This is a genomic window from Paenibacillus sp. FSL W7-1287 (assembly GCF_038004245.1).
GTDB lineage: Bacteria > Bacillota > Bacilli > Paenibacillales > Paenibacillaceae > Pristimantibacillus > Pristimantibacillus camelliae.
This window is the reverse complement of the sequence record NZ_JBBORD010000002.1, coordinates 293230-314811: the sequence shown is the minus strand read 5'-3', so window position 1 is coordinate 314811 and position 21582 is coordinate 293230. Positions and strand designations below refer to the sequence as shown.

Here is a 21582-nt window from a genome sequence, read left to right as displayed (position 1 = left end):
TCATTCGTCCAGCTCTGGTAACATAATTATAGTAGCTTCAACTTTGGAGGGATTGCATGACTCAACCAAGCATCGCTACTTGGGCAAGCGATATGATCATACTTGATCGCAGCGATCAGATTGAACCCATCGATCCAATGCGATCCTTTGCCCTTGACGAACTGCTCTGTAAGGATGCTGCACGCAGCAAGCTGAGCATATGCCATATATGGCGTCATCCTCAAGCCTTTGTACTTGGACAGCGCGATTATCGCCTGCCTTACGCCAAAGAGGCAATGGATTGGCTAAGCTCCATTGGGTATATGCCAATGGTACGAAATTCAGGTGGAGCAGCAGTGCCTTTGGATCTTGGCGTCATAAATCTTTCACTTATCTTCCCAATTGTTAGCCCGTCCACGAGCTTTCATCATCATTTTTCACGTATGACACAGCTTATTCGTGAAGCACTTGCTCCTGTTAATACAGCTGTCGACGTTGGGGAAGTCTCAGGAGCCTATTGTCCAGGGGATTACGATATGAGTATTAATGGGCTAAAATTTTGTGGCATAGCACAGCGCAGACAGCTCCATGCTTTTTGTGTTCACGCCTTTGTTGTAGCAGATAAAAAAGGCAGTGACAGAGCCTCACTCGTTCGTCAATTTTATGATCGTGCAGCGATAGGAGCACCTGAGCAAAGCTACCCGTTAGTAGCTGAAGCCAGCACTGCCAGCTTAGAGGAGCTGCTTGGCATGGGTACACAAGCGTTCATTACATCAATTAAAGAGTGTATAAGAGCCTATTCCTCAGAGCTAACAACGTCTAGCCTCATTCTACCTGACGATGAGCAAGTAATTGAGATGGCGGGGCGGCTTAGAGCACGTTACGAAACCCGTTAATTTTTTAGCATTATTTACAAATTTGCACTATTCCAAATAACCAATATATAGTATAATTAAAACGTTGAGAGATACAATAGAAAGGCAATGCTACCGTAAACCATATGTTCCTATGCTTTGCGAGAACATTGATTGGAGAAGGTACAACCTCGGACTTATATGCCCAGGTTGTGCCTTCTTCTTGTTTTATCAGAGAGTTTACTGCTCTACCCATAATATGACAAGGAGAGTGAATGGAATGCTGCGTGAAGCTGTATATCATCGTCCAAAACAAAACTGGTCATATGCTTATGACCAACGTACAATACATCTGCGAATCCGCACCAAGAAGAATGATTGCGCTATTGTTGAAGCGATTGTAGGTGACAAGTATACCTGGGACTCAACGATGGATATCGTGTCCATGCGTATATTTGCACAGGATGAGCATTTCGATTATTGGGAAACAACGGTTAAGCCGCCATATCGCCGGCTGCGCTATGCTTTCCGACTAACAGATGCAAGTAATGAAGAGCAGCTCATATATACCGAGCGCGGTTTCGTAGATGAGCTCCCAGACAATCCGAATACTTTTTTTGACTTCCCATTTATTAATCCAATCGATGTGTTCGAGCCACCGGCTTGGGTTAAGGATGCTGTGTTCTACCAAATTTTTCCTGAGCGCTTTGCATGCGGTGATCCTTCGATCAGCCCAGCAGATGTTGAGCCTTGGGGCGGTAAGCCTACGCCGACGAATTTCTTCGGTGGTGATCTTCAAGGGGTGCTCGACCATCTTGATCATATTGCAGAGCTTGGGATCAATGCGATTTACTTTACCCCATTATTTGAAGCAACGACGAATCATAAGTACGACACACAGGACTATTTAAAGGTAGACCCACACTTTGGTACGAATGAACAGCTTAAAGAGCTCGTCGACGCATGTCATGCTCGCGGAATTCGAGTACTGCTGGATGCTGTTTTCAATCATTCAGGACGTACCTTTGCACCGTTTGTCGATGCACAAAAGCATGGCAAGCAATCCAAATACGCAGATTGGTTCCATGTACGGCAGTGGCCTCTTCAGGTTATTGATGGCATACCTACCTATGATACCTTCGCGTTCGAGCCGCTCATGCCGAAGCTTAATACGGAGCATCCAGAGGTTAAGCAATATCTGTTTGAGGTAGCGCGCTATTGGATTGAGGAGATCGGGGTCGATGGCTGGAGATTAGATGTAGCCAATGAAGTCGATCATCAATTTTGGCGTGAATTCCGAAAGATTGTTAAGGATGTCAATCCAGAGGCATATATATTGGGAGAAATCTGGCATGATTCAATAATGTGGCTGCAGGGTGATCAGTTTGATGCAGTGATGAACTACCCTTTCACTAACGCTGTACTGGATTTCTTCGGTCATCAAAGTCTCGACGCGAAGAGCTTTACACATGCGATCGGTCATCAGCTGGCTGCCTATTCTCAGCAAGTGACGGAGACAGCGTTCAACCTGCTCGACAGCCATGATACACCTCGTCTGCTAACGATCTGCGATCATAATGAAGCTGCGATGAAGCTGGCAGCTTTATTCCAGCTTACGTATCCTGGTACGCCTTGCATATATTATGGAGATGAGATTGGATTAGATGGCGAAGGTGATCCTGATTGCCGTAAATGTATGGTGTGGGAGCCAGAAAAGCAAAATGCTGAGCTGCTAGATTTCTACAAGCAGCTAATTGCTCTGCGTCATCAGCATCCAGCTCTGCGCTCAAGTGATATCCGCTTTATTCATGCTGGTAAAGACGAAGACGGTACGCTAGCCTATGAACGTCTAGCAGAAGACGAGCGCTTACTCATCGTGCTGAATGCTCGTGCTGCTGAAGCAAAGCTTGATATTCCAGTTGAAGCGTGGTCCGTTCTGTTTCAGAGCGGTGAAGCTAAGCTGCTTCCAGCAGGCAGCAAGCGAGCAGATCAGCTCTCCGTTGCCTTACCAGCATACAGCTTTATCGTACTGAAAGCATAACAATCATTAGCATAGATTAAGTAACTACAAAAAAGTATGGAATCTTCTATAACTACAGGAGATTCCATACTTTTTCATTTAGGTTAGCCATAGCTAGCAATACACTATCTGATCTATTAACGTAAGATAACGGTGCTATATGGCGGCAGCTGCAGTTCAGCACCGTTCAGCTCAGCTGATGCAGCTGTTGTGTGTAGCAGCTCATCGAAAGCACCATACTCTGAAGCTTGGTTCAACTCTGCCTGCTGCTGCTCGCCAGATAAATTGTGCACAACCAGCACACGATCGTTCTCTGTTATGCGTAGATACAGGCTCAGCTTACTGTTTGCTTCAGCGAGCTTATATTCTGCAATCGCTCCGTTCTGCAGAGCTGGCTCGTTATTGCGCCACTCGATTAGCTTTTTGTAATGCTGCAGCAGCGATGCCTCGTCCTGCTCCTGCGCTTCAACTGAGATCACTGCTGGATCAGGATTATGACGCGTCACCTGCCAGGTCGTCTGTCCTTCTCCTCCCGCTGAATCTGCATACCAGAGCATTGGCTCACGAATGTATTCATCCGGCTTTGCTCCCTGCATGCCGATTTCCTCACCATAATATAAGAATGGTGTACCTGGCAGTGTAAGCAGCAGACTTGCCGCCATCTTCGCATGATCGGCATGACCACCTAACACCGTCATTATGCGATTCTGATCGTGATTGCTAAGAAAAGGCGCATCGACAAATTTACCATTAGAGGCTTGCGCGTAAAAAGCATGCGTACGGCCTAGTGAGTAAGCGAGATACGGGTCTGTTTCACTAGCTACTGCGCCTAGCAGGCGATCAGCCAGATCGAAATTAAATGCCGAATCAAGCGCCTCATCGAAGTAAGGGCCGATCACGGACATCGAATCCCACACTTCACCGATTAAGAAGGCATCTGGCTTCACCTCATTCATACCTTGCCGGAACTCCTGCCACCATACATGATTGGCCGCTTGAACCTCTGGCATGTGCACGGTTGATTTGAAGTCACCATAAATATGCTTAGCTGCATCCAGCCTAAAGCCGTCCAGTCCCTTCTCTAACCAAAATTGACCGATGGCAATAAGCTCTTCTCTTACCTTAGGTTCATCAAAATTAAAATCTGGCATGCCGCCCCAAAAGATACCAAGGTATTTGGAATCACCATAGCTGTGCCATGCGCTTCCACTGCCAGCCGCGCTAGCTGAGCTTGTTGGTTCATCTCCAGGAACAAAGTGATACCATGAACGATACGGACTGCTCGGGTCCTCAGCTGCCTCCTTGAACCAAGGATGCTCACTGCTAGAATGATTCACAACAAGGTCCATAATGACTTTAATATTACGTTTATGCGCTTCATCAAGCAGCGTCGTAAGATCGTCCATCGTCCCGTATTCTGGATTAATCGAATAGTAATCCGTTGTATCGTACCCATGATAGCTAGGTGAGCTATTAATGGGCATAAGCCAGATACCGCCAACTCCGAGCTCCTCCAAATAGTCAAGCTTAGCGGTAACCCCATTCAGGTCACCGATGCCATCACCATCACTATCATAGAAGGAACGAACAAAAATTTCATAATATACTGTACCAGGCTGCTCAACGACAGTATACGGCCCGTTTTTGCTAGCTGATTGCTTGGTTGTGCCTTGTTCCTTCACAGATGCTCCCTCAGCCTGCTCCTTATCAAGCTCATTACTCTGCTGCTCAATTGCATGTGCTTGATCTGATCCCTGCTCATTGATCGTCACCTTATTCGACGAACATGCAATGAGCGTTAGAAGCAGCATTAATACGATGACACGCTGCAACCATGTTCTCCAATGATTCATATTATTATTTTGCATCATATTATCCTTTTGACGCCCCAGACGTTAAGCCTTGTACGAGGAAGCGTTGCAGGAAGATGAACAGCAGTGTAATCGGAATGGCAATTAACACAGCCCCTGCAGCAAACAACGTAAAGTTACTGTTTTGATATGATGCGACTAAGTCCCACATACCAACAGCTAGCGTCCAATTTTCTTTACTGCGCAGCACGAGTCTTGCAAAGATAAAGTCTCCCCATACCCCAGTAAATTGCGTCAAGGCAACATACGTAAGAATTGGCTTTGACAGTGGCAGCATAATTTTCAGAAAGACCTGCATATGACTAGCACCATCAATACGTGCTGCTTCATCTAGGCTTCTCGGAATCGTATCATAGTAGCCCTTTACGACAAAGCCGCCAAGCACAGAGCCAGCAGAATAAACAAGAATGAGTGCAGCATGTGTATCCAGTAGATTCAATTGCAGCATTAAGATGAAGATCGCGATCATGCTCATAAAGCCAGGGAACATCCCTAGTATTAGCATGGATGTAAGCATCGATTTGCGTGACTTAAAGCGAAACCGTGACAAAGCATACATACTAAGCGTTACCAATATGGTGGAGAATAGCATCGTAAGCGTCGCGATTTTTAGTGTATTGAGATACCATTTACCGTATTGAAAGCTTGGATTATTAAACAGCTCACGATAATGAGCAAGCGTGAACGTCTCTGGGATGAGCGTTGGACTGTATAATGAAGTACCCGGCCTTAACGAGGACAGAACGACCCATAAAGCTGGATAGATACAGCACACCGCAATGGCAATTAAGATCACATATTTTAGTGTAGTCAGGATATAGTTTGATTTTCGGTTTGTCATTGTACCATATCCTCCTCTTTATATGAGCGTGAGCGGCGATAGCTCCAGATCGAAAGTGAAGCAACGAGTAAGAAAATAATGATACCAATTGCGGATGACATATTGAATTTACTATTGTTAAGCGTCAGCTTATATAGCCAAGTAACAAGCAAATCAGTACTGCCGGCATATTGATAATTACCATTGACCGGATCACCGTTCGTCAATAGGAAGATGACGTTAAAGTTGTTGATATTTCCTGCAAATTGCATGATGAGAATTGGAGCCGTCGAGAATAGAATAAACGGCATTGTAATAATTTTGAATTTCTGAAAGCCTGATGCCCCATCTACATCAGCTGCTTCATATAAATCCTTTGGAATCGCTGTCAATATACCGAGAATCAGTACCATCGACACTGGAATACCTACCCACATATTAACGATAATAACGGTTACCTTTGCCCATAGTGGATCGGTAAGCCAAGGCAGCTTCCCTAAGCCAAAGTAGCTTAAATATTGATTAATTGGACCGAATTGACCATTGAACAAGTTACGCATAACTAGCAGTGAAATCAGCTGTGGGATTGCATACGGAATAATGAAAATCGTTCTCCATAGCTTCTTAAAGCGAATTCCTTTTGATTCAATGAGCAAGGCTACGAGTATACCGCCAAAGTATGTCGTAACTGTCGCCAGAACTGCCCAGATTATTGTCCAAGTAAATACACCAACAAATGTACGACTCCATGTTTTAAGCGTTAATAAATCTTTAAACGTCTGGAAGCCTACCCAATCCACAAGTGAGGCTGGTGGTATGTGATCAGGTGAAGAGTAGTTGGTGAATGCTAATAGAATCATGAAAATGATCGGCATAATCGTTAGCAGCAGCACACCAGATACCGGCAATGCTAACAGCAGAATCGGAAACTTTTTATCGGTAATATATGCCCAGGTTTGCTTAAAGTTAGCTGGTGTTTTCCCAGCATCTCGCTCGCCGCCTGTACGGTAAGCATCCTTGATGCTCATGCCATATACGGTTAAATAAATCGCTAAAGCAAAAATCGTAATGAGACCACCAATTAATAAATAGATGGAATGATCCCCTTCTACAGGGACCATCAGCCTTCCGACCTTTTCTAGTCCTTGTGTTTTTTCACCTAAAGTGACGATGCCCCAGATCGCCGTGCCTAAATTAGATATAAAGTAGCTAAGTGCTGCTACGTTAAACACTAGCAGCAATAAACCTTTGATCCACTGTCTGTTATATAGCTGCCCTAGCCCCATACAGAGAACAGACAAAATCGTTGCGGCATTGCGGTGTCCATTCATTGCGCCCGGCTCCTTTCCGTACGAAACGTACCATCAAGCATCAGTTCTCATCGATTCGTAAACATCGGTTCACCCGTCGATAGCTATCGACGGGTGATGACCGAGCGTCACTGCATGTTTACTGAGCTCCGTTGTTCGCATCTTTAATTTGCTGAACTGCGTTATCAAGTGCTGTTTTCGCATCAGCACCGTTGTTCCATACCTCAGAGAACGCTGATGCAATTGGATCCCACACATTACCCATTTCAGGAATTGCAGGCATTGGAGTCGATTGCTCGAATTGGTCTAGGAAGCCTTTCACGATTTCATCGCTTATTACTGAAGGGTCATTGGCCGCTTCAATGTTTGCTGGTAGCGCACCAGTAATTTCAAAGTTTTTCAATTGTGCTTCCTTCGTAGAAGCAAAGTGTGCGAATAGACGAGCTGCGATTGGATATTTCGTAAAGTAGTTGACGTACCAAGCTTTAATTCCTGAGAAGGAAGAAGCTGGCTGACCGTTGATATCAGGAAGCTTTGCTACACCGAAGTTAATGCCTTCATTTCTGTAATCACCAATTGTCCAAGGTCCGTTAATATCCATCGCTAACGTACCGCTCGTGAAAAAGCCCTTCTTAATATCGTAGCTAATATCACCAGAGTTCATCGGAAGCAGCTTCTCTTTTAATGAACCGTAGTAAGCTAAGCCTTCAACTGCACCTGGTGTATTTAGACCGATATCGTCTTTATCCTGACCGTTGTTGCCATACACATAACCGCCAGTGGATACAAACGGATAGTTGAAGTAGAAGTTACCTACTTCCCACATAATTGCAAACTTATTGTTGGCAACATCATTATATGTGCTCGCAAACTCTACAACCTCATCAAAGGTTTTAGGGACCTCTGTAATAATATCCTTGTTGTAGAACAACGCATAGGTTTCAACAGAACGAGGATAGCCGTATAGCACGCCATCATACGTTACCGCATTCACCGCGATTTCAGAGTTTGCTGTTTTCGTTTCTTCTTCGTAGAAATCATTAGGTAGAACAAGACCTGCCGTTACCGCTTTACCTAGATTGTCATGAGGGAAAAGCACAACGTCTGCACCAAGACCTGCAGGACCATCTGTCATTAGCTTATTAACCTGGTCACCTGCGCCAACTTCTTCAAACTTAATTTCAACACCATATTTTTCAGTAAACTCTTTAGCGATCGCTTCTACGAATGGACGCTCTTCTTTACTTTCCCATATAAGCAAAGTTGCGCCTTCCTCTGGTACAAGCTCCTCAATAGCTTCATCCGCTGCATTATTACTGCTGTTGTTTGAATTATTTGCCGTATTCGTTGTTTCAGGAGTATTTGTCTGCGTGTTTCCTCCTGTGCTTCCTCCGTTGTTGTTAGAGCCGCAAGCAGCCACAAAAAACAGAGCAACAATCATCGTTAAAGTCAGTAGCTTTTTCATTCTAAGTATTCCCCTCTCAAAATTGTATACTTAAAAACTTAACTAACTGATAGATCGCTTAAATCAGCCTTGTATCGACGTTTTTGTATGATCGGTTATGTATCGTAGTAGGACGGTTACGTGATGCAAGGTACGTGATAAATTAGGTGTGCGATTCACGGTGTAATCACATATTGTGCAATCTAGCGCAAACGTTTGTTCAAAATTCAACAAAATATCCTACTTATCGTGAATTTATCTCATCGATTCGACCTCTCACGATACAAGCTGGAAATGTAAGCGTTCTATTTGTGTCATTATCATACAACACGCTGTGCAATTTGTTAAAACGTTTGCATAGCTCAATATTTGGAAAAATAACCAATTTACCTGCTGTTTTCTTTCGTTTTCTCTAAATTAGACAGTTTTTCACATTTGTTAACCGCTTACATTTGTTATATATTAACATCCGTAGATGTTCATAGACTTATTAGTTTTACATTCGTAAATAAAAAGGAGCATTTCCTATGGTAACTATAAAGGATATTGCAAAGGCTGCAGGGGTCTCACCCTCTACGGTATCGAGAGTGATCTCTAACCATGATCGAATAAGCAGTGCCACTAGCAGTAAAGTGAAACGTATTATGGAGGAGATGGGCTATCATCCAAATATTATGGCGAAAAGCCTTGTTTCAAAAACAACCAAAACACTTGCGATTATGCTGCCTCGTCCAGCCGAGGAGCTATTCAAGGATTTCTTCTTTGGAGAGCTGCTACGAGGGATTCTGACACAATCGACGCTAGCTGGCTATGATATGCTGCTAGCTGCTGCTACATCACCGCATGATGAAAAGGAAACCGTTTCTCGTCTTGTTTTTGGCAGACGTGTAGATGGAGTTATTCTATTGTCCTCGCGCCCTAATGATCCTCTCATCTCCATGCTCGATAAGGCAAAATTCCCTACCGTTCTTATAGGTCGAACCGATGAGCATCCAGATATTCTATCCGTTGATAACGATAACGAGCAGGCTGCTTACGAGGCTACTCGACATTTAATATTGCAGGGGCATGACCGTATTGGATTCGTAAGTGGTCCTCCGAACCTAACCGTATCACTTGATCGCATGGCAGGGTATCGCCGTGCCATGCAGGAGCAAGGCTTGGAGCTTCGACCAGAGTGGATCGTGGAAGGAGAATATTTACAGCATGGCGGGTATCGTGCGATGACCTTTTTAATGAATTTGCAGGAGCGTCCAAGTGCACTTGTTGTCATCGATGACGCGGTTGCCTTTGGTGTCGTTCATGGGCTAACGGAGCTTGGCTTCAAAGTTCCTGATGATATGTGCATCGTGAGCTTTAACAATATCGCTTTATCTGAGCTTGCGTCTCCGCCAATTAGTTCGATTGATATTGGCACCTATCAGCTCGGCTATACGGCTTCACAGATGTTGATTAGAAGAATTACGGACCAGCCATCCGTTCACCAAAACCGAATTATTATCCCGCATCGATTGATCGTACGTGAATCGTCGCTTATGTCACTTACACGGAAATGATATTCAGCGCTACGCAAATGGTGAGGCTGCAATTGCTGTTCCCCTCTGATTTCAGCGCTCCGCAAATGGTAAGGCTGCAATTGCTGTTCCCCTCTGATTTCAGCGCTCCGCAAATGGTAAGGCTGCAATTGCTGTTCCCCTCTGATTTCTAGAAGGGTATCATTTGTAGAAATCAGAGGGCAAAGGCAACCGCTTCGCTTTTACGCTCTCACCATTTGCTCCGCTGGAGCGGTTTTGTGGGTATCGCTTCGTGGGCTCTCCATTTGCTTCGTTGGGGCCGCGTCGTAGGTATCGCTTCGGCGCAACTCTCCATGTACTCCGCTTCTTCTAAATTTCTGTAAAGGTTGCGTCGTATAGTCGGAACATTGTTTTGTAGCCGGACTCATCGACTTTTATGCCGACATCTAGCTTACCTGTTAATTGTAGTGGCTTAGAGGTGTAGCGAAGCTTTACGTCTTCATCGACAAATACGATCATAATTTTGTTCCAATAGGTTTCATCCCCGTTATCGAATGGGCATTCTGCTCCTGGCTCGGGTATTAGCAGGAACCAGTTTTTGTCTAATGACAGTACCTCGCCCATAAAGCCTTTGATTTGCACTGTTGCCAATTTTTCAGATAAATCCCAAAACGTGTTCGATGGCGTTGTTTGATCCTCGTTATCGAAAAATTCGCTCCAATAGATCTCATTTTTCCCTTTTGTGGAGACAGTGCTTGAGGTGTCACTTGATTTACTACTTGTGGCGTTACTGCTTAATGCATCGCTTGGTGCATTGATAGATTCATCGTTTGCTGCGCTGCTTGGTGAATTGTTGCTTGTTTTACCACTTGGCGTGTTGACTGGTGTGCTGTTAACTTCTTCATTTACAGCGCTAGTTTTTTCATCGTTTCGTGGGCTACTTGGTTTACCACTTGATATATTACTTGATTTACCAATTAATGTGCCCTTTGTTGTGTCGCTTACTGCTTCACTTCCTGCTTCGATCTGATCGCCTTCTGCCTGTTCCGCTGCAGCTGCTGACATCTTTCTTGCTTGAATTTCCTTTAAGCTCATCTCGACGGTTTGATTTTTATTCTCGATACGACTATGGTCTACAACATCAGTGGTAGATGCATTAAGTTGTTCCTTTACAGCATCATGCAAAGATGCGTCTTGCTGCTGACCTTCATCTCGTTTCTCTAATTCCAGATTCACTGCTTCTTCTTTTTCTGTTTCTAGCCCTAGCTGCATTGATTGTTGACGTTCTCCCGCTTCATCGTCGAATTGAGCTGAAGCAGTCCTTTCCTTAGACTCACTAGCTGAAGCCTCGATAGCATCAAAAAATGTACTTGAAGCAGCTTGTTCTTCCTCCCCACAGCCTACTAATAACGTGATGCAAACGATGAATGCTGCACAATATAGCATAGGTTTCCGTATATTCATACTACTCGCCCTCCTAAGCTTTAAATAACGTAATTGGATCCGTACGATACACTTTAAGTGCAGGTCCTAATGATGCTAGAATTCCCAGCATCAAAGCTCCAATAAGCATAAGCAGCTCATATTCTGCCAATGACCACGGCTGCAGCTGTATTCCCGCATAGACAAACAGCTGCTGGCTAATGATTGCTCCTGTAATATGACCGGCCAGTAAGCCTATGAACGCCCCAATCGCAGTTAATAGCACGCCTTCGCCAATCGTCACCATTAAAATATAGCGTTTAGATTTACCAACCAACCGCATCAGCCCAACATCACGCTTGCGCTCCTGAATCGATGCAACAAGAGATAGCACCAGTGATGTTGCAGCTAGCAACGTACATATCCCCAGCATGATCATCATAAGCTGAGAGCCTGTATCTACCATATTGAGCACGTCAGCAATAGCTTTACTAGAATAGGCAGCTTGAACACCTGATTGGGCGTCCATCTGCTGCTTTATCATTTGCAAGCCTAAGAGCGAGCTCGGCTTCACGATAATCGTCGTCACTTCACGTTCTTCCTCCGTGCTATCATGCACAGCCCATGCATAGTCCATCGTTGTAAATATTGCTCGATCATCGCTATTGCTTAACTCCGGTAAAATACCTACTACGGTGTATATAAAGGAATGGTGAGTATCATGCGGCTCGTGTGCCGATTCATCACTGTGGTGTTCCTCATGATCAAAGCCCGCTACTGTGCCATGAGCTCCTGTAAATTGATCACCAACCTCTAACCCTAGCTCCTTAGCTGCTGTGTAACCAAGCGTTACCTCGCCTGTTGCTTGATATAATCTACCTTGCTGCAAAGCACGATTATTATAACGAGTGCCAAAATAAGCAGCCTCTATTCCGACGATGGAATAGCCATTATACTGATCTCCTGTCGTAATACCGAAAGCTTGATCAACATGCTCGCTATCCTTCACCTGCTGAAGCAATTCATATGGAATATTGCCTAATGGTGCCCCCATTCGATAAAACGTATGAAGCACGAGCTGTGCCTCACTGCCTTCAGCTCCAATAACCACCTCAAAAGGTCCATAGCCCTTCTGCGCGCCATGCTCAATACTCTCCTTGCTCATTAAAAGTAAAGAAAAGATAGCAACGGTAACGGTCACAGCTACAATTGTTAATGTAGACAGCATCGCTCGATGCTTGATATTACGCCATATATATCCCCAGGCACTCATATAAGAACTCCTTTCTGAGCTGGCTGCTTCATTAGCTCGTTAATCTCCTTCATCTGAATCGTAGTCGGATACAGTTCAGCGAGATGAAGATCATGCGTGACGGTTACTAGCGTCATGCTATGCTCCTTGGACAGCTCCAGCAATAGCTGCATAATATGCGAGGCAGTCTCCCAGTCGAGACTTCCTGTCGGCTCATCAGCAAGCACCAACGGTGGAGTATGGATTAATGCTCGAATCATCGCGACACGCTGCTGCTGGCCGCGTGACAGCTGGGAAGGATAGCGATTCATTTGATCGCTTAAGCCCACTCGCTCGAACCACTGCTCAATTAGCTGCTTGCGCTTCATCGTGCTCCCTCTTTCCTGCGAAGTCAGCGCCCATTCAATATTTTCTTTTGCGGTTAACGAAGGAATTAGATAAAAATCTTGAAACACATAGCCGATGTGCTTGCTTCTAAACTCATCGCGTGCTGCCTCTGACATCGTACTTAACGTTTGACCGTTAATCGTTATACTGCCGGCATCGACTGCTAGCACGCCGCCTAATAGATGGAGCAGCGTGCTTTTACCGCAGCCGCTAGGCCCAAGCAAAGCAACCTGCTCGCCTTGCTGTACTGTCCATTGCGGAATATATAGAATGGGCTGCTGGCCATAGCTTTTCTTCAGCTGCTGTATCGTGATCATACCGTCGTGCTCCTTTGTCCAAGGACACAAAAGTACCAACATAACTTAACGAAGAAAAGCCTGATAACTCTGGCTTTTCTTTTTTTATGTAGGAACATTTGTATCACGAAAAAATGCACAAATGTACGTACATAATCGTGTTTTGACACAAAGTTACCCACATTGTCACGAATATTGGTGGAATTAATAAACAATCATGTTTAATCAACACAATATTTTTAGCTACATTCAGCTACTGTTTTCTGAAAATGAACTGGTAGACCACCTCATCTGTTGGAGGACAGGAACATATATAGATAACTATCCGCGCCCAGCGCGGCTTTTTTATTTTAATGATATAAGTTCTTGTCTTTTGCTCGGGACAAGAACTTATATAGTTAGCCGAGAATGGAAAAGAACATGTATTGTTAGCCATAGGGGTAAAGCTCAATGGACTACATCTAAAAATTAATCGTTAGGCAACATTACTTAAGCAATAACCGTCCTTGTAGGGAAATCGAAGAAGGCGGCTAGATATGGTTTCTTCATATGCTATGTCCTCATTGAAATTTCTAAATGCAAAAGGAATTATTAGTGGAAAAGAGAATAATAATATTGATCCGAAAGGTAAGACGACACGTGAAGAAGCAGTTGTATTATTTATGAGAACTATCCATGAATTCAATCCTAGATTGGACGGATTAATTCAAAAAAAGGAAGATTCTGTTGTTTTTGAAGAAGACGCTGAAGTAGGTTCATTAATTTCAGAGGTTACATATGAACTAAAGAACCAAGGATACAGAATTAATAGTTTTAAATATGAGGCTCAACCTAATAATCAGTGCTTGACAGTCAAGCCAACATCCGATGCCGGTTACATTCAACGAGAATGCCAGCTTTGTAGCGGCCATAGTTTCTGGTGAAATAATGGCGACGTTGGTAGGCCTTGATACGATTATGACGTCCCTCTACCGTAGCATTTGTCCAACGACATTGATGGTAGTTCACAATCTCTTCTTGCCAATTCCGCATTGTTTTCAGCGTAACATGGACGGCAGCATGATCGATCGTTTGGCCTTGTTCACACCAACGTTCAAATCCGAGCTTGGCCACAGCAAAATCAGGTGAGCAGTCGTACCAGACGGTAAACGCTTCTTTCCATTCCCAGGTTTCCCGAAGAAGCGATGAGTAGCCCAACAGAACTTCCAGACGCTTTCGGTTTTCTGCATCCAGCGCTTCAGCAGGCGGATTCAGTAAGCGATGGTTGGCCTTTAAATGTGCCTTTGCTCGCGGTGAGAGGGTTTGTTGCACGGTTTTTCGCACTTCCTGCACGCTGTCAATCACGTAACCGTGAACGTGAAAACGATCGGCGATTCGGATCGCCGCAGGAAAACACTCGCGAATCCAGGTGTGGTAAGCCTGCGCCAGATCCATCACCACTGCTTTGGGTTTGAGCATGCGAAATAGCGGATATTCATGGGTATACGCTCGTAGATCGAATAATTTTCTTCCAGGCAGCAGATCCAGCATGGTTTCTCCTTTGAGATTGTGAATACCGGTATTGTAGGTATGGCCTTTCTTTATCGCGAAATCATCAATGCCAAGCACCAAATCAGGGGTCTGTTGCGCTTCCTCCCATGCTTGTTCGGTGAGTTGCTGACAAAGCACCGGCACAGCCTGATTGTGCATATCCTGCACGGTGCTGATCGGCGCTTGTTGCATCCGAGCGCTATGAACCGCCGTAGAACCGAGCGCCTGTGCGACAACGCGTGAACGAAACAAATGGCTATACCGTTGTTTGGGGCCAACAAAATCATACACCCAGCCAAAACCGAGTTCGCAATTCACGCAGTACATGCGTATGCTGGGTACGCACAAGTAGGTTTTCTTCTCAAATACAGCAAGATGTCGAATCTTTCGCATGTCGTTGTATCCTTTGCGAATGACCGCTTGATCCGATTTGCAGCAGGGACAAGCCTGTTTATAATCGACAGGCAGGGCTTCCAGATGAAGCTCATCACTACTTATAAACAGGATTTGGCTGATCGTAAGTTCTGGTAAATCAAGCATTTCATTGATATACTGGATTTGCATCTGTTTATTCCTCATTTGTTGTTGGGTAGGACTTTCAACAATACAGGAATTTCAGATGTTTTTCCATTTTTATACGTTCTTTATTCGTTACTACTTACGTCACTCAAACACAGACTTACCGCATAATGCATGACGGAGTGAGGCTAATATATTTTGTTTTTGCTTTAAGAGCGAAGAGATGACACTACGCAATCGCGCAAACATCTGCGCTCCTGCTTGAGTGCGGAAGGTACCTGAAACTTTTTGTTTGACCTTGACCATCCGTAAATCACGCTCCGCTTGATTGTTGTCAAAAGGAATAGACGCATCCCAAATAAACCGCAGAATTGCAGCTTTGTGAACGTTGAATCGCTGACCTAGATTGGCAGCTTTGCTCTTTTTCGTTCTCCCTCGACCATGAGCGTTCCAAGGGATCGGCGTGGACCATTCTGTTTTACCCTGCTCAAGGATTTCGTCGTACCAGGCCTGAATCTCTTGCACGACATCCTCTGGCACGGATTGTTGGTCTTGTGCATAACGTTGCACCAGCGCCCAGCTTTCTTGCAAAAGCTCCTTCATCTGCTGTGCCCATTGGTGCCCGTCATGCTCAACAATCCCCTGGCACTCACGTAGTAGATGGGCATTGCACAGCGCATGGCTGAAGGTATAGTGGGGTTTAAAGTACGCAGCTAGGCAATCATGGACCACGGCTCCAGTATACGAGGGAAGAAAACCTAGGGCATCCATTCCTTTGTTTCCACGGTTTGGATGTATGCCTAGTAACGTCCACTGGGCATCGGAGACCACATGCATCCACTCGGTTTTACCTTCAATACGACAGCCTGTTTCATCGGCGTGGACAACGGACTGTTGACGCAGTGCTGTGCGAATCGTATCTTCCGCCTCAGCTAACGCATGATGCATGGTTTGTAAGGAAGAAAGAAGCGTAGCTTCGCTCGGACGGTAGCCCGTTAACTCCGAAAACATGCGAGAAATCCGATCCAAGGGAATCATTTGGTACGTATGTAGATAAGCTGTCCATGTTGTAAAGCCTGTGCCATATTGGGTCGGAGCTTTGACTTGCTCAGGAAAATGGGCACGCTGCTGCAGCCCACAATTTGAACAGCATTGCTTTACAGCACGGTGTTCCGTAATCCAAATCTTTGGAGGAGGCAGGTCGAATACCTGACGTTTCTCATACGTGAGGCTTTCTGCATCTTCAAGGGAAGCAGAGCATCTTGAACAGGTATTTAAGGCATGTACAATAATTTCATCGGGCTGGTCAGAAAAACGCAGCGTCGTACCATCATGTCCTTTAGGTGCTCCTTTCTTCCCACCAGGTGCACGAAGGTTCGTTGGTTTACGAAGCCCATCACTGGATGGAGGCTTACTACTATTGTTACTATTTTGACTGAGCTGGCGTTCGAGCTCGTGAACTTGTTTTTCTAATTTCACGATTTTCTTGGCTTGTGCGTCGATTTGCTTTGCTTGCTCATCAATTTGTTTTGCTTGTTCATTCATTATGATACTTTGCTTTTCAATTCGTTCCGTTAGCTTTTCAATATGTTCCGATTGCTTAGAGATGACCGCGAATAATCCATGGAAAATGTCTGCGATCTCTGGGTCGCCTTTGGACATTTTGTTTACTTCATCAGCTGACACCTTCATGGCTATTCACTCCTCATCTTGAAGTCTTTGATAAGGATTATTTCGCCATTCAGGCAAGGAATTCCTTTAAAACTTTAAGAATGGAGTCAATTTATTTTTAGCTACCTAAGTAGTAACCTTTATTCAGTCAAGCACTGATTTCTGTGTAGAGCCAAATATAAACAACAAGATTATAGCAACTATGAAGTTTATGACGGAGACAAGAAGGTCTTTACAGTTTCTCAGGCTCCAACTAAATTCGGTGATGGAATAGACAAATACCAAACATGGATATTAATTGAAGAGGAATATTTCAACCAAGATAATATGTTCATAATTAATAATGTTAATCAAATAATTGAATTGTCAACTAAAGAATCATTACCTGAATGGTTCGACAATCAATTATTTTATGATAAGAATTATGTAAAAAATAAACATGCCTTTAGTAAAGTGACAGAGGATATTAGTATTTATAATTCTCTAAATTTTCTAGACAAAAACATTATATATTTGATATTTAATACAAGTACAAAGACTCTATAGAATCTTATCTCTTTGAAAAGATTGCCTAATTAGATAGGGTTATTCTATAAATCTGCAAAAATAAGAGGCTGGTACAAAAGTAACCTAGCCTAACAAAAAAACGCCGATGATGTTTTACGAAAGTAAAATGTCATCGGCGTTAAATTTTTAAATACTAAAAGAACACAAAGGTGTTCTTAATGTTAAAGAAAACAGAGATATAATCAACAAAAACTTTCCAGGTACAAAGAACCCAAAACAACTTCTATTTATAAGGTATCAAGCCAAAAAAGGAGTCAGAAAACAATTCTTACAACAATCATTATTAAGATGTCTTAATGATTTTTCAAATAGAGAGAATATACTTGACGATGATGGAAATCAATTTCATTTTACTACAAATAAGTTAAAGCACAGGTTTGGAGTTAAGTCATTTGAGAAAGGATTTAAATAACTCAATTACAAAATATGATCGGTAATGTAACACCAGAAATGCGTATGAGATACGTAAGAATATTTCAAAAGAGTAAAATTGAAAACAAAGAATTTTTCTTGGGTGATAATCAGGAAAATATAATTAATTGGTTAGTAGAATCTAAAGAGAACTTTATTGATAACATTCATAAGTTACAAGCTGGATTTTAAGTAGTTAACCGAATCCTCCCTTCATTAATCATATAACAAAGGCTAATTATCAACAATCTGTAGATCAGCCTTTGTTAATTCTACATATCCTTCTGAATATCCTTCTGAATACCCTTCTGAAATATTCTAGCGTATTTCATTGGCATTTCTGAAGTTACGTTCGCAATTATATTTTGTACTGTATCACTACAATAATTTTAGGATGCATCTTCAATGCTCTATATATTTTTACATAATGAATAGGAAGGTGTGTTAGGTATGAATAATACTCGAATGCAAAATTACTTAATAGATCGGAAGGAAAATGCTACATTAAATCAATTATTATCCCTTGCTCATAACATGTCTTAAGCAGTAACTAAAATGGGAAATAAGAAAATATTCAAACCTTCTGAATTTGAAACAGATGAATTTTTAGGGAAAACGAAAATAGTAATTCGAGAAGTGTTAAAGTATTTTCAAAAATCAAAAGATTACGATGAATCCATAAAAGCGAAGTTAGAAAGATTATCTGATATGGAAATAACCAAATTATATGATTGCAAAATTGCTGCTGAATTGATTTTTTCTGTAGGAATGGAATATAAAAATAAAAAACGAAAAGGTAAGGGAATTTGGTCTGATCCTATGTTTTTAGGTAGTTTCACATTGATAGAACTATTAATAGGGATGGTGTTAACTGGAATAGTAGTAACAATTATTTATTTATTCTGAAACTCTTACGCTGCACAACATAATAATAAGGAGTGTTCATATGACTTTTCCAATAGAATTAGTTATTGGTGATTTTATAGGTATAGGAACTGTTCTATCTATACTGAACATGATTGAAATATTTCAAATTACTCACAGTGCGAAAAAAAATGAGAAAAATGAATTTAGTACAGCATTAAATTCAATATTATTGGAAGAAATTCAAAGGAAATTACTGATATCTGTCGGAGGACAACAACATATATAGTTAAGAAGTCTTGCATAGCAAGCCTTTTTTTATTTAACCATACAAGTTCTTGTCTTTTGCTCAGGACAAGAACTTGTATGGTTAGCCGAAAATGGACAAGAACATATATAGTTAGCCGATTTGTTCGAATGGAAGTAGCTTTATATGGTGGAACAAGAACAAAACCAAGCGATGGAAGAGGGTGAATCATGAAATTTATATATGGTTGAGTATGTATATCATCTACGCTGGTCTTTTTTAAAAACACACGTGATTCAGGAGGGTTAGTACCTTTCGTTTAACTGGAAGTCTTGATTACCTTTTTGTGGTTATCGTGATGCTACTACGTTGATTACCACAAGCAAGATTCCCGATTTTTACAGTTACTCCTATTAATCTAGTTCCTAGTTGTTCTATTTGTAACAGCGGTAAAAGCACAACAACTGCAAAGGGAGAGGTGTCATTTTCACACCCATAATTTGAACATAGATAGAGATAGGTGTAGTGGGTTTGCTGCTGGGGAGTATTCAGATCTCCTATATCATTGGATTCAGCTGTGTCTAGATTACAAATATGATCCTCTACAGCAGTTATTTATAGACACTTATAATAGTTATCATAAACACCTGCTAAATCATAGGAAGACTGCGATGTATGATGCTATGAGCCAGTCTCATGCATTTATGAAGTGGTTAAAATCACAATAAAGTCAGAAATTATTAAAGAATAATTATTAGATTGAATGAATAGCTGTTCCTGTGTCTAATACTTATTATTCATAATCTAGCAATAGAGGTGAAGCGTCAGAGAATGAAAGATGTCGGACTTCAAGAACTTATATAGATAACTAGCCGTGCCCATCGCGTTTTTTTAATTTAACGATATAAGTACTTATCATTTACACGGGGCAATAACTTACTTCGTTATCCGAAAATGGACAAGAACATCTATTGTTCGTAGGGGTAAAGCTCAATGGACTACATGTAAAAATTAATCGTTGGGCAACATAACTTAAGCAATAACCACAGAAATAATATGAGTGTCCGTTATATTTGTACTATTCAAAAGAATAGTCTGATTTAATTTCACAACAAGAAGTTATTAATAGGGGATATGGATGCTTCGAACGAGAAGAACTTTCAATTTTAAAAATTAATTAGAAAATAATCAGCACATAGAAATTTGATTCCATTAAACCCAATATCTGTTATAATTTGATTGAGTTAAAAAACCAATATGTATGGTTCATCTATAACCCAGTATTTAATAAAATCACGAATTTCGTAAATAAGACGATATGTGAAACATCTGGATTGGTAAAACCATATAAATACAAGTGCTAATCAAAGCAAACAGAAGAAGCAACAATACTAGATCGTATCTGGTTGTAGTAAGTAGAAACGAACATCACATCTAATCACAAGAATAATTAGTTTCATCCTCGCACCATGAACCGCACCATTGGAGGTCCACTACAACTCTAGACAACCCAGATGAAAACCATGATTCAAAAAAGAATGAACAGAAACCTTAAGGGAAATAGCAATATAGAAGAAGTCATTTAAGACAATTAAAAACGATAGCATGGCAATATTTAGGTTTGTGAAGTATTACAAGAAGTCAGATGCATCACATATCACCGTATTCACGCGGCGGGCATACGCCCTTGGTTAGCAGAGGAAATTCAGGATGAAGTTTCTGTCTGACAACTTCCTGCGGAAGTTCGTGAATACCTGAACGATATGTGAAACATCTGGATTGGTAAAACCATATAAAGACAAGTGCTAATCAAAGCAAACAGAAAAGCAAAAATACTAGATCGTATCTCGTTGTAGTAAGTAGAAACGAACATCAAATCTAATCACAAGAATAATTTTACCCATTGAAACACTCTTTCTTTTTCTGTGTGTGATAAATTGCCAATATGTTTCAATAGATTGCTGAATGCTTTGCTCAACCTTGCCACCTCCCGAATGTTTGTTCTTATTCTTATTTTACTAATATTTCGGATAGGTTTCAAATATCAACATTTACCTTTAATAGAGCCTTTTATTAAATTCCGGAGGAGATTGAAATGAGAGCTACGTTCCAAGAAATTCAAATTGCAATGCAAATAGTATTATTTGAAAGTAGAGGACTAATAATCGGAGAGGCATAAATAATCCAAGAGCAAATATATTATCAGAAAACAAAAGAAATCCTTTCGGCAGTTGCGTTTTTTACAACCAAACCTATCTACTCTCCGTCACAAATGGTTTACACGATCAAGAGATTAACATTCGTATGACAGGCTGTCCAAATGGTTGCGCCCGCCCTGCACTAGGGGAAATTTCATTTATTGGAAAATCACCTGGCAAATACAATATGTATATGGGTGCGAGTAATGCAGGTGAACACTTGAACAAAATGTACAAAGAAAATATCGGTGAGACAGAAATTATTGCTACACTTCAACCGATTATCGAACATTATGCAAAAGACCGACAAGGCAATGAAACTTTGGTGATTTTGTAACCCGTGCACAATATATTAATGCCACGACAGGCTGAACAAACTTCCATAGTGCATAGCTACAACATATAA

16 protein-coding genes and 1 pseudogene are annotated in these 21582 nt (G+C 42.1%); 8 read left to right on the top strand and 9 right to left on the bottom strand.

What is annotated here, in order from left to right; genetic code table 11:
• Positions 1-56: 56 nt before the first annotated feature.
• Both NSQ99_RS21435 and NSQ99_RS21430 read left to right on the top strand, forming a co-directional pair.
• A complete protein-coding gene (locus NSQ99_RS21435) occupies positions 57-875 on the top strand; it encodes a lipoate--protein ligase family protein (protein ID WP_340839034.1) in 819 nt (272 codons plus the stop codon).
• 238 nt (positions 876-1113) lie between these two features.
• Complete coding sequence (locus tag NSQ99_RS21430; RefSeq protein ID WP_340839033.1) at positions 1114-2874, top strand: glycoside hydrolase family 13 protein; 1761 nt, start codon at positions 1114-1116, stop codon at positions 2872-2874.
• A gap of 116 nt (positions 2875-2990) precedes the next feature.
• Here the strand turns inward: NSQ99_RS21430 and NSQ99_RS21425 are convergent, their stop codons facing one another.
• From NSQ99_RS21425 to NSQ99_RS21410, 4 genes are all read right to left on the bottom strand, one after another.
• Positions 2991-4724: an alpha-amylase family glycosyl hydrolase gene (locus NSQ99_RS21425; protein ID WP_340839032.1), complete on the bottom strand. Its 1734-nt coding sequence runs from the start codon at positions 4722-4724 to the stop codon at positions 2991-2993.
• A 1-nt stretch (position 4725) separates the two neighbouring features.
• Complete coding sequence (locus NSQ99_RS21420; protein WP_340839031.1) at positions 4726-5565, bottom strand: sugar ABC transporter permease; 840 nt, start codon at positions 5563-5565, stop codon at positions 4726-4728.
• Positions 5562-6875 (bottom strand): carbohydrate ABC transporter permease, encoded by a 1314-nt coding sequence (locus NSQ99_RS21415; RefSeq protein WP_340839030.1) that lies wholly within the window; start codon positions 6873-6875, stop codon positions 5562-5564. The genes NSQ99_RS21420 and NSQ99_RS21415 overlap by 4 nt, the downstream gene beginning before the upstream one ends.
• Before the next feature lie 118 nt (positions 6876-6993).
• Positions 6994-8319: a sugar ABC transporter substrate-binding protein gene (locus tag NSQ99_RS21410; RefSeq protein ID WP_340839029.1), complete on the bottom strand. Its 1326-nt coding sequence runs from the start codon at positions 8317-8319 to the stop codon at positions 6994-6996.
• A 506-nt stretch (positions 8320-8825) separates the two neighbouring features.
• Here NSQ99_RS21410 and NSQ99_RS21405 point away from each other — a divergent pair.
• Complete coding sequence (locus NSQ99_RS21405) at positions 8826-9854, top strand: LacI family DNA-binding transcriptional regulator (RefSeq protein ID WP_340839028.1); 1029 nt, start codon at positions 8826-8828, stop codon at positions 9852-9854.
• Positions 9855-10181: 327 nt separating this feature from the next.
• On the opposite strand, the gene NSQ99_RS21400 is transcribed toward NSQ99_RS21405, so the two are convergent.
• Genes NSQ99_RS21400 through NSQ99_RS21390 form a run of 3 tightly spaced genes read right to left on the bottom strand, consistent with a single transcriptional unit; the run spans position 10182 to position 13190 of the window.
• Positions 10182-11276: a hypothetical protein gene (locus NSQ99_RS21400; RefSeq protein WP_340839027.1), complete on the bottom strand. Its 1095-nt coding sequence runs from the start codon at positions 11274-11276 to the stop codon at positions 10182-10184.
• A 13-nt stretch (positions 11277-11289) separates the two neighbouring features.
• Positions 11290-12507 (bottom strand): ABC transporter permease, encoded by a 1218-nt coding sequence (locus NSQ99_RS21395; protein ID WP_340839026.1) that lies wholly within the window; start codon positions 12505-12507, stop codon positions 11290-11292.
• Positions 12504-13190, bottom strand: a complete 687-nt coding sequence (locus NSQ99_RS21390; RefSeq protein ID WP_340839025.1) for an ABC transporter ATP-binding protein — start codon at positions 13188-13190, stop codon at positions 12504-12506. Before NSQ99_RS21390 ends, NSQ99_RS21395 begins: the two co-directional genes overlap by 4 nt.
• Positions 13191-13705: 515 nt before the next feature.
• On the opposite strand from NSQ99_RS21390, the gene NSQ99_RS21385 reads away from it, so the two are divergent.
• Positions 13706-14092 (top strand): S-layer homology domain-containing protein, encoded by a 387-nt coding sequence (locus NSQ99_RS21385; protein WP_340839024.1) that lies wholly within the window; start codon positions 13706-13708, stop codon positions 14090-14092.
• Here NSQ99_RS21385 and NSQ99_RS21380 read toward each other — a convergent pair.
• On the bottom strand, positions 14022-15263 hold the full coding sequence (locus tag NSQ99_RS21380) for an ISL3 family transposase (RefSeq protein ID WP_340839023.1): 1242 nt from the start codon (positions 15261-15263) through the stop codon (positions 14022-14024). The genes NSQ99_RS21385 and NSQ99_RS21380 overlap by 71 nt on opposite strands.
• A 99-nt stretch (positions 15264-15362) precedes the next feature.
• Positions 15363-16910 (bottom strand): IS66 family transposase, encoded by a 1548-nt coding sequence (gene tnpC, locus NSQ99_RS21375; RefSeq protein WP_340839022.1) that lies wholly within the window; start codon positions 16908-16910, stop codon positions 15363-15365.
• A 972-nt stretch (positions 16911-17882) separates the two neighbouring features.
• Between tnpC and NSQ99_RS21370 the strand changes: the two genes are divergently transcribed.
• From NSQ99_RS21370 to NSQ99_RS21355, 4 genes and pseudogenes are all read left to right on the top strand, one after another.
• Positions 17883-18059 carry a hypothetical protein gene (locus NSQ99_RS21370; protein WP_340839021.1) on the top strand — a complete coding sequence of 59 codons (177 nt, stop codon included), beginning with the start codon at positions 17883-17885 and terminating at the stop codon, positions 18057-18059.
• A gap of 363 nt (positions 18060-18422) precedes the next feature.
• Complete coding sequence (locus NSQ99_RS21365; RefSeq protein ID WP_340839020.1) at positions 18423-18773, top strand: type II secretion system protein; 351 nt, start codon at positions 18423-18425, stop codon at positions 18771-18773.
• Between the two features lie 40 nt (positions 18774-18813).
• A complete protein-coding gene (locus NSQ99_RS21360; RefSeq protein ID WP_340839019.1) occupies positions 18814-19020 on the top strand; it encodes a hypothetical protein in 207 nt (68 codons plus the stop codon).
• A gap of 2232 nt (positions 19021-21252) precedes the next feature.
• Positions 21253-21548 (top strand): annotated as a pseudogene (locus NSQ99_RS21355) (sulfite reductase); the annotation flags it as partial.
• Between the last annotated feature and the right edge of the window lie 34 nt (positions 21549-21582).

What these genes read in the sequence shown, in the direction of transcription:
- NSQ99_RS21435 (WP_340839034.1), top strand. Translation starts at nt 57, where the DNA reads ATGACTCAACCAAGCATCGCTACTTGGGCAAGCGATATGATCATACTT.
- NSQ99_RS21430 (WP_340839033.1), top strand. Translation starts at nt 1,114, where the DNA reads ATGCTGCGTGAAGCTGTATATCATCGTCCAAAACAAAACTGGTCATAT.
- NSQ99_RS21425 (WP_340839032.1), bottom strand. Translation starts at nt 4,724, where the DNA reads ATGATGCAAAATAATAATATGAATCATTGGAGAACATGGTTGCAGCGT.
- NSQ99_RS21420 (WP_340839031.1), bottom strand. Translation starts at nt 5,565, where the DNA reads ATGACAAACCGAAAATCAAACTATATCCTGACTACACTAAAATATGTG.
- NSQ99_RS21415 (WP_340839030.1), bottom strand. Translation starts at nt 6,875, where the DNA reads ATGAATGGACACCGCAATGCCGCAACGATTTTGTCTGTTCTCTGTATG.
- NSQ99_RS21410 (WP_340839029.1), bottom strand. Translation starts at nt 8,319, where the DNA reads ATGAAAAAGCTACTGACTTTAACGATGATTGTTGCTCTGTTTTTTGTG.
- NSQ99_RS21405 (WP_340839028.1), top strand. Translation starts at nt 8,826, where the DNA reads ATGGTAACTATAAAGGATATTGCAAAGGCTGCAGGGGTCTCACCCTCT.
- NSQ99_RS21400 (WP_340839027.1), bottom strand. Translation starts at nt 11,276, where the DNA reads ATGAATATACGGAAACCTATGCTATATTGTGCAGCATTCATCGTTTGC.
- NSQ99_RS21395 (WP_340839026.1), bottom strand. Translation starts at nt 12,507, where the DNA reads ATGAGTGCCTGGGGATATATATGGCGTAATATCAAGCATCGAGCGATG.
- NSQ99_RS21390 (WP_340839025.1), bottom strand. Translation starts at nt 13,190, where the DNA reads ATGATCACGATACAGCAGCTGAAGAAAAGCTATGGCCAGCAGCCCATT.
- NSQ99_RS21385 (WP_340839024.1), top strand. Translation starts at nt 13,706, where the DNA reads ATGGTTTCTTCATATGCTATGTCCTCATTGAAATTTCTAAATGCAAAA.
- NSQ99_RS21380 (WP_340839023.1), bottom strand. Translation starts at nt 15,263, where the DNA reads ATGCAAATCCAGTATATCAATGAAATGCTTGATTTACCAGAACTTACG.
- tnpC (WP_340839022.1), bottom strand. Translation starts at nt 16,910, where the DNA reads ATGAAGGTGTCAGCTGATGAAGTAAACAAAATGTCCAAAGGCGACCCA.
- NSQ99_RS21370 (WP_340839021.1), top strand. Translation starts at nt 17,883, where the DNA reads ATGATCGGTAATGTAACACCAGAAATGCGTATGAGATACGTAAGAATA.
- NSQ99_RS21365 (WP_340839020.1), top strand. Translation starts at nt 18,423, where the DNA reads ATGGGAAATAAGAAAATATTCAAACCTTCTGAATTTGAAACAGATGAA.
- NSQ99_RS21360 (WP_340839019.1), top strand. Translation starts at nt 18,814, where the DNA reads ATGACTTTTCCAATAGAATTAGTTATTGGTGATTTTATAGGTATAGGA.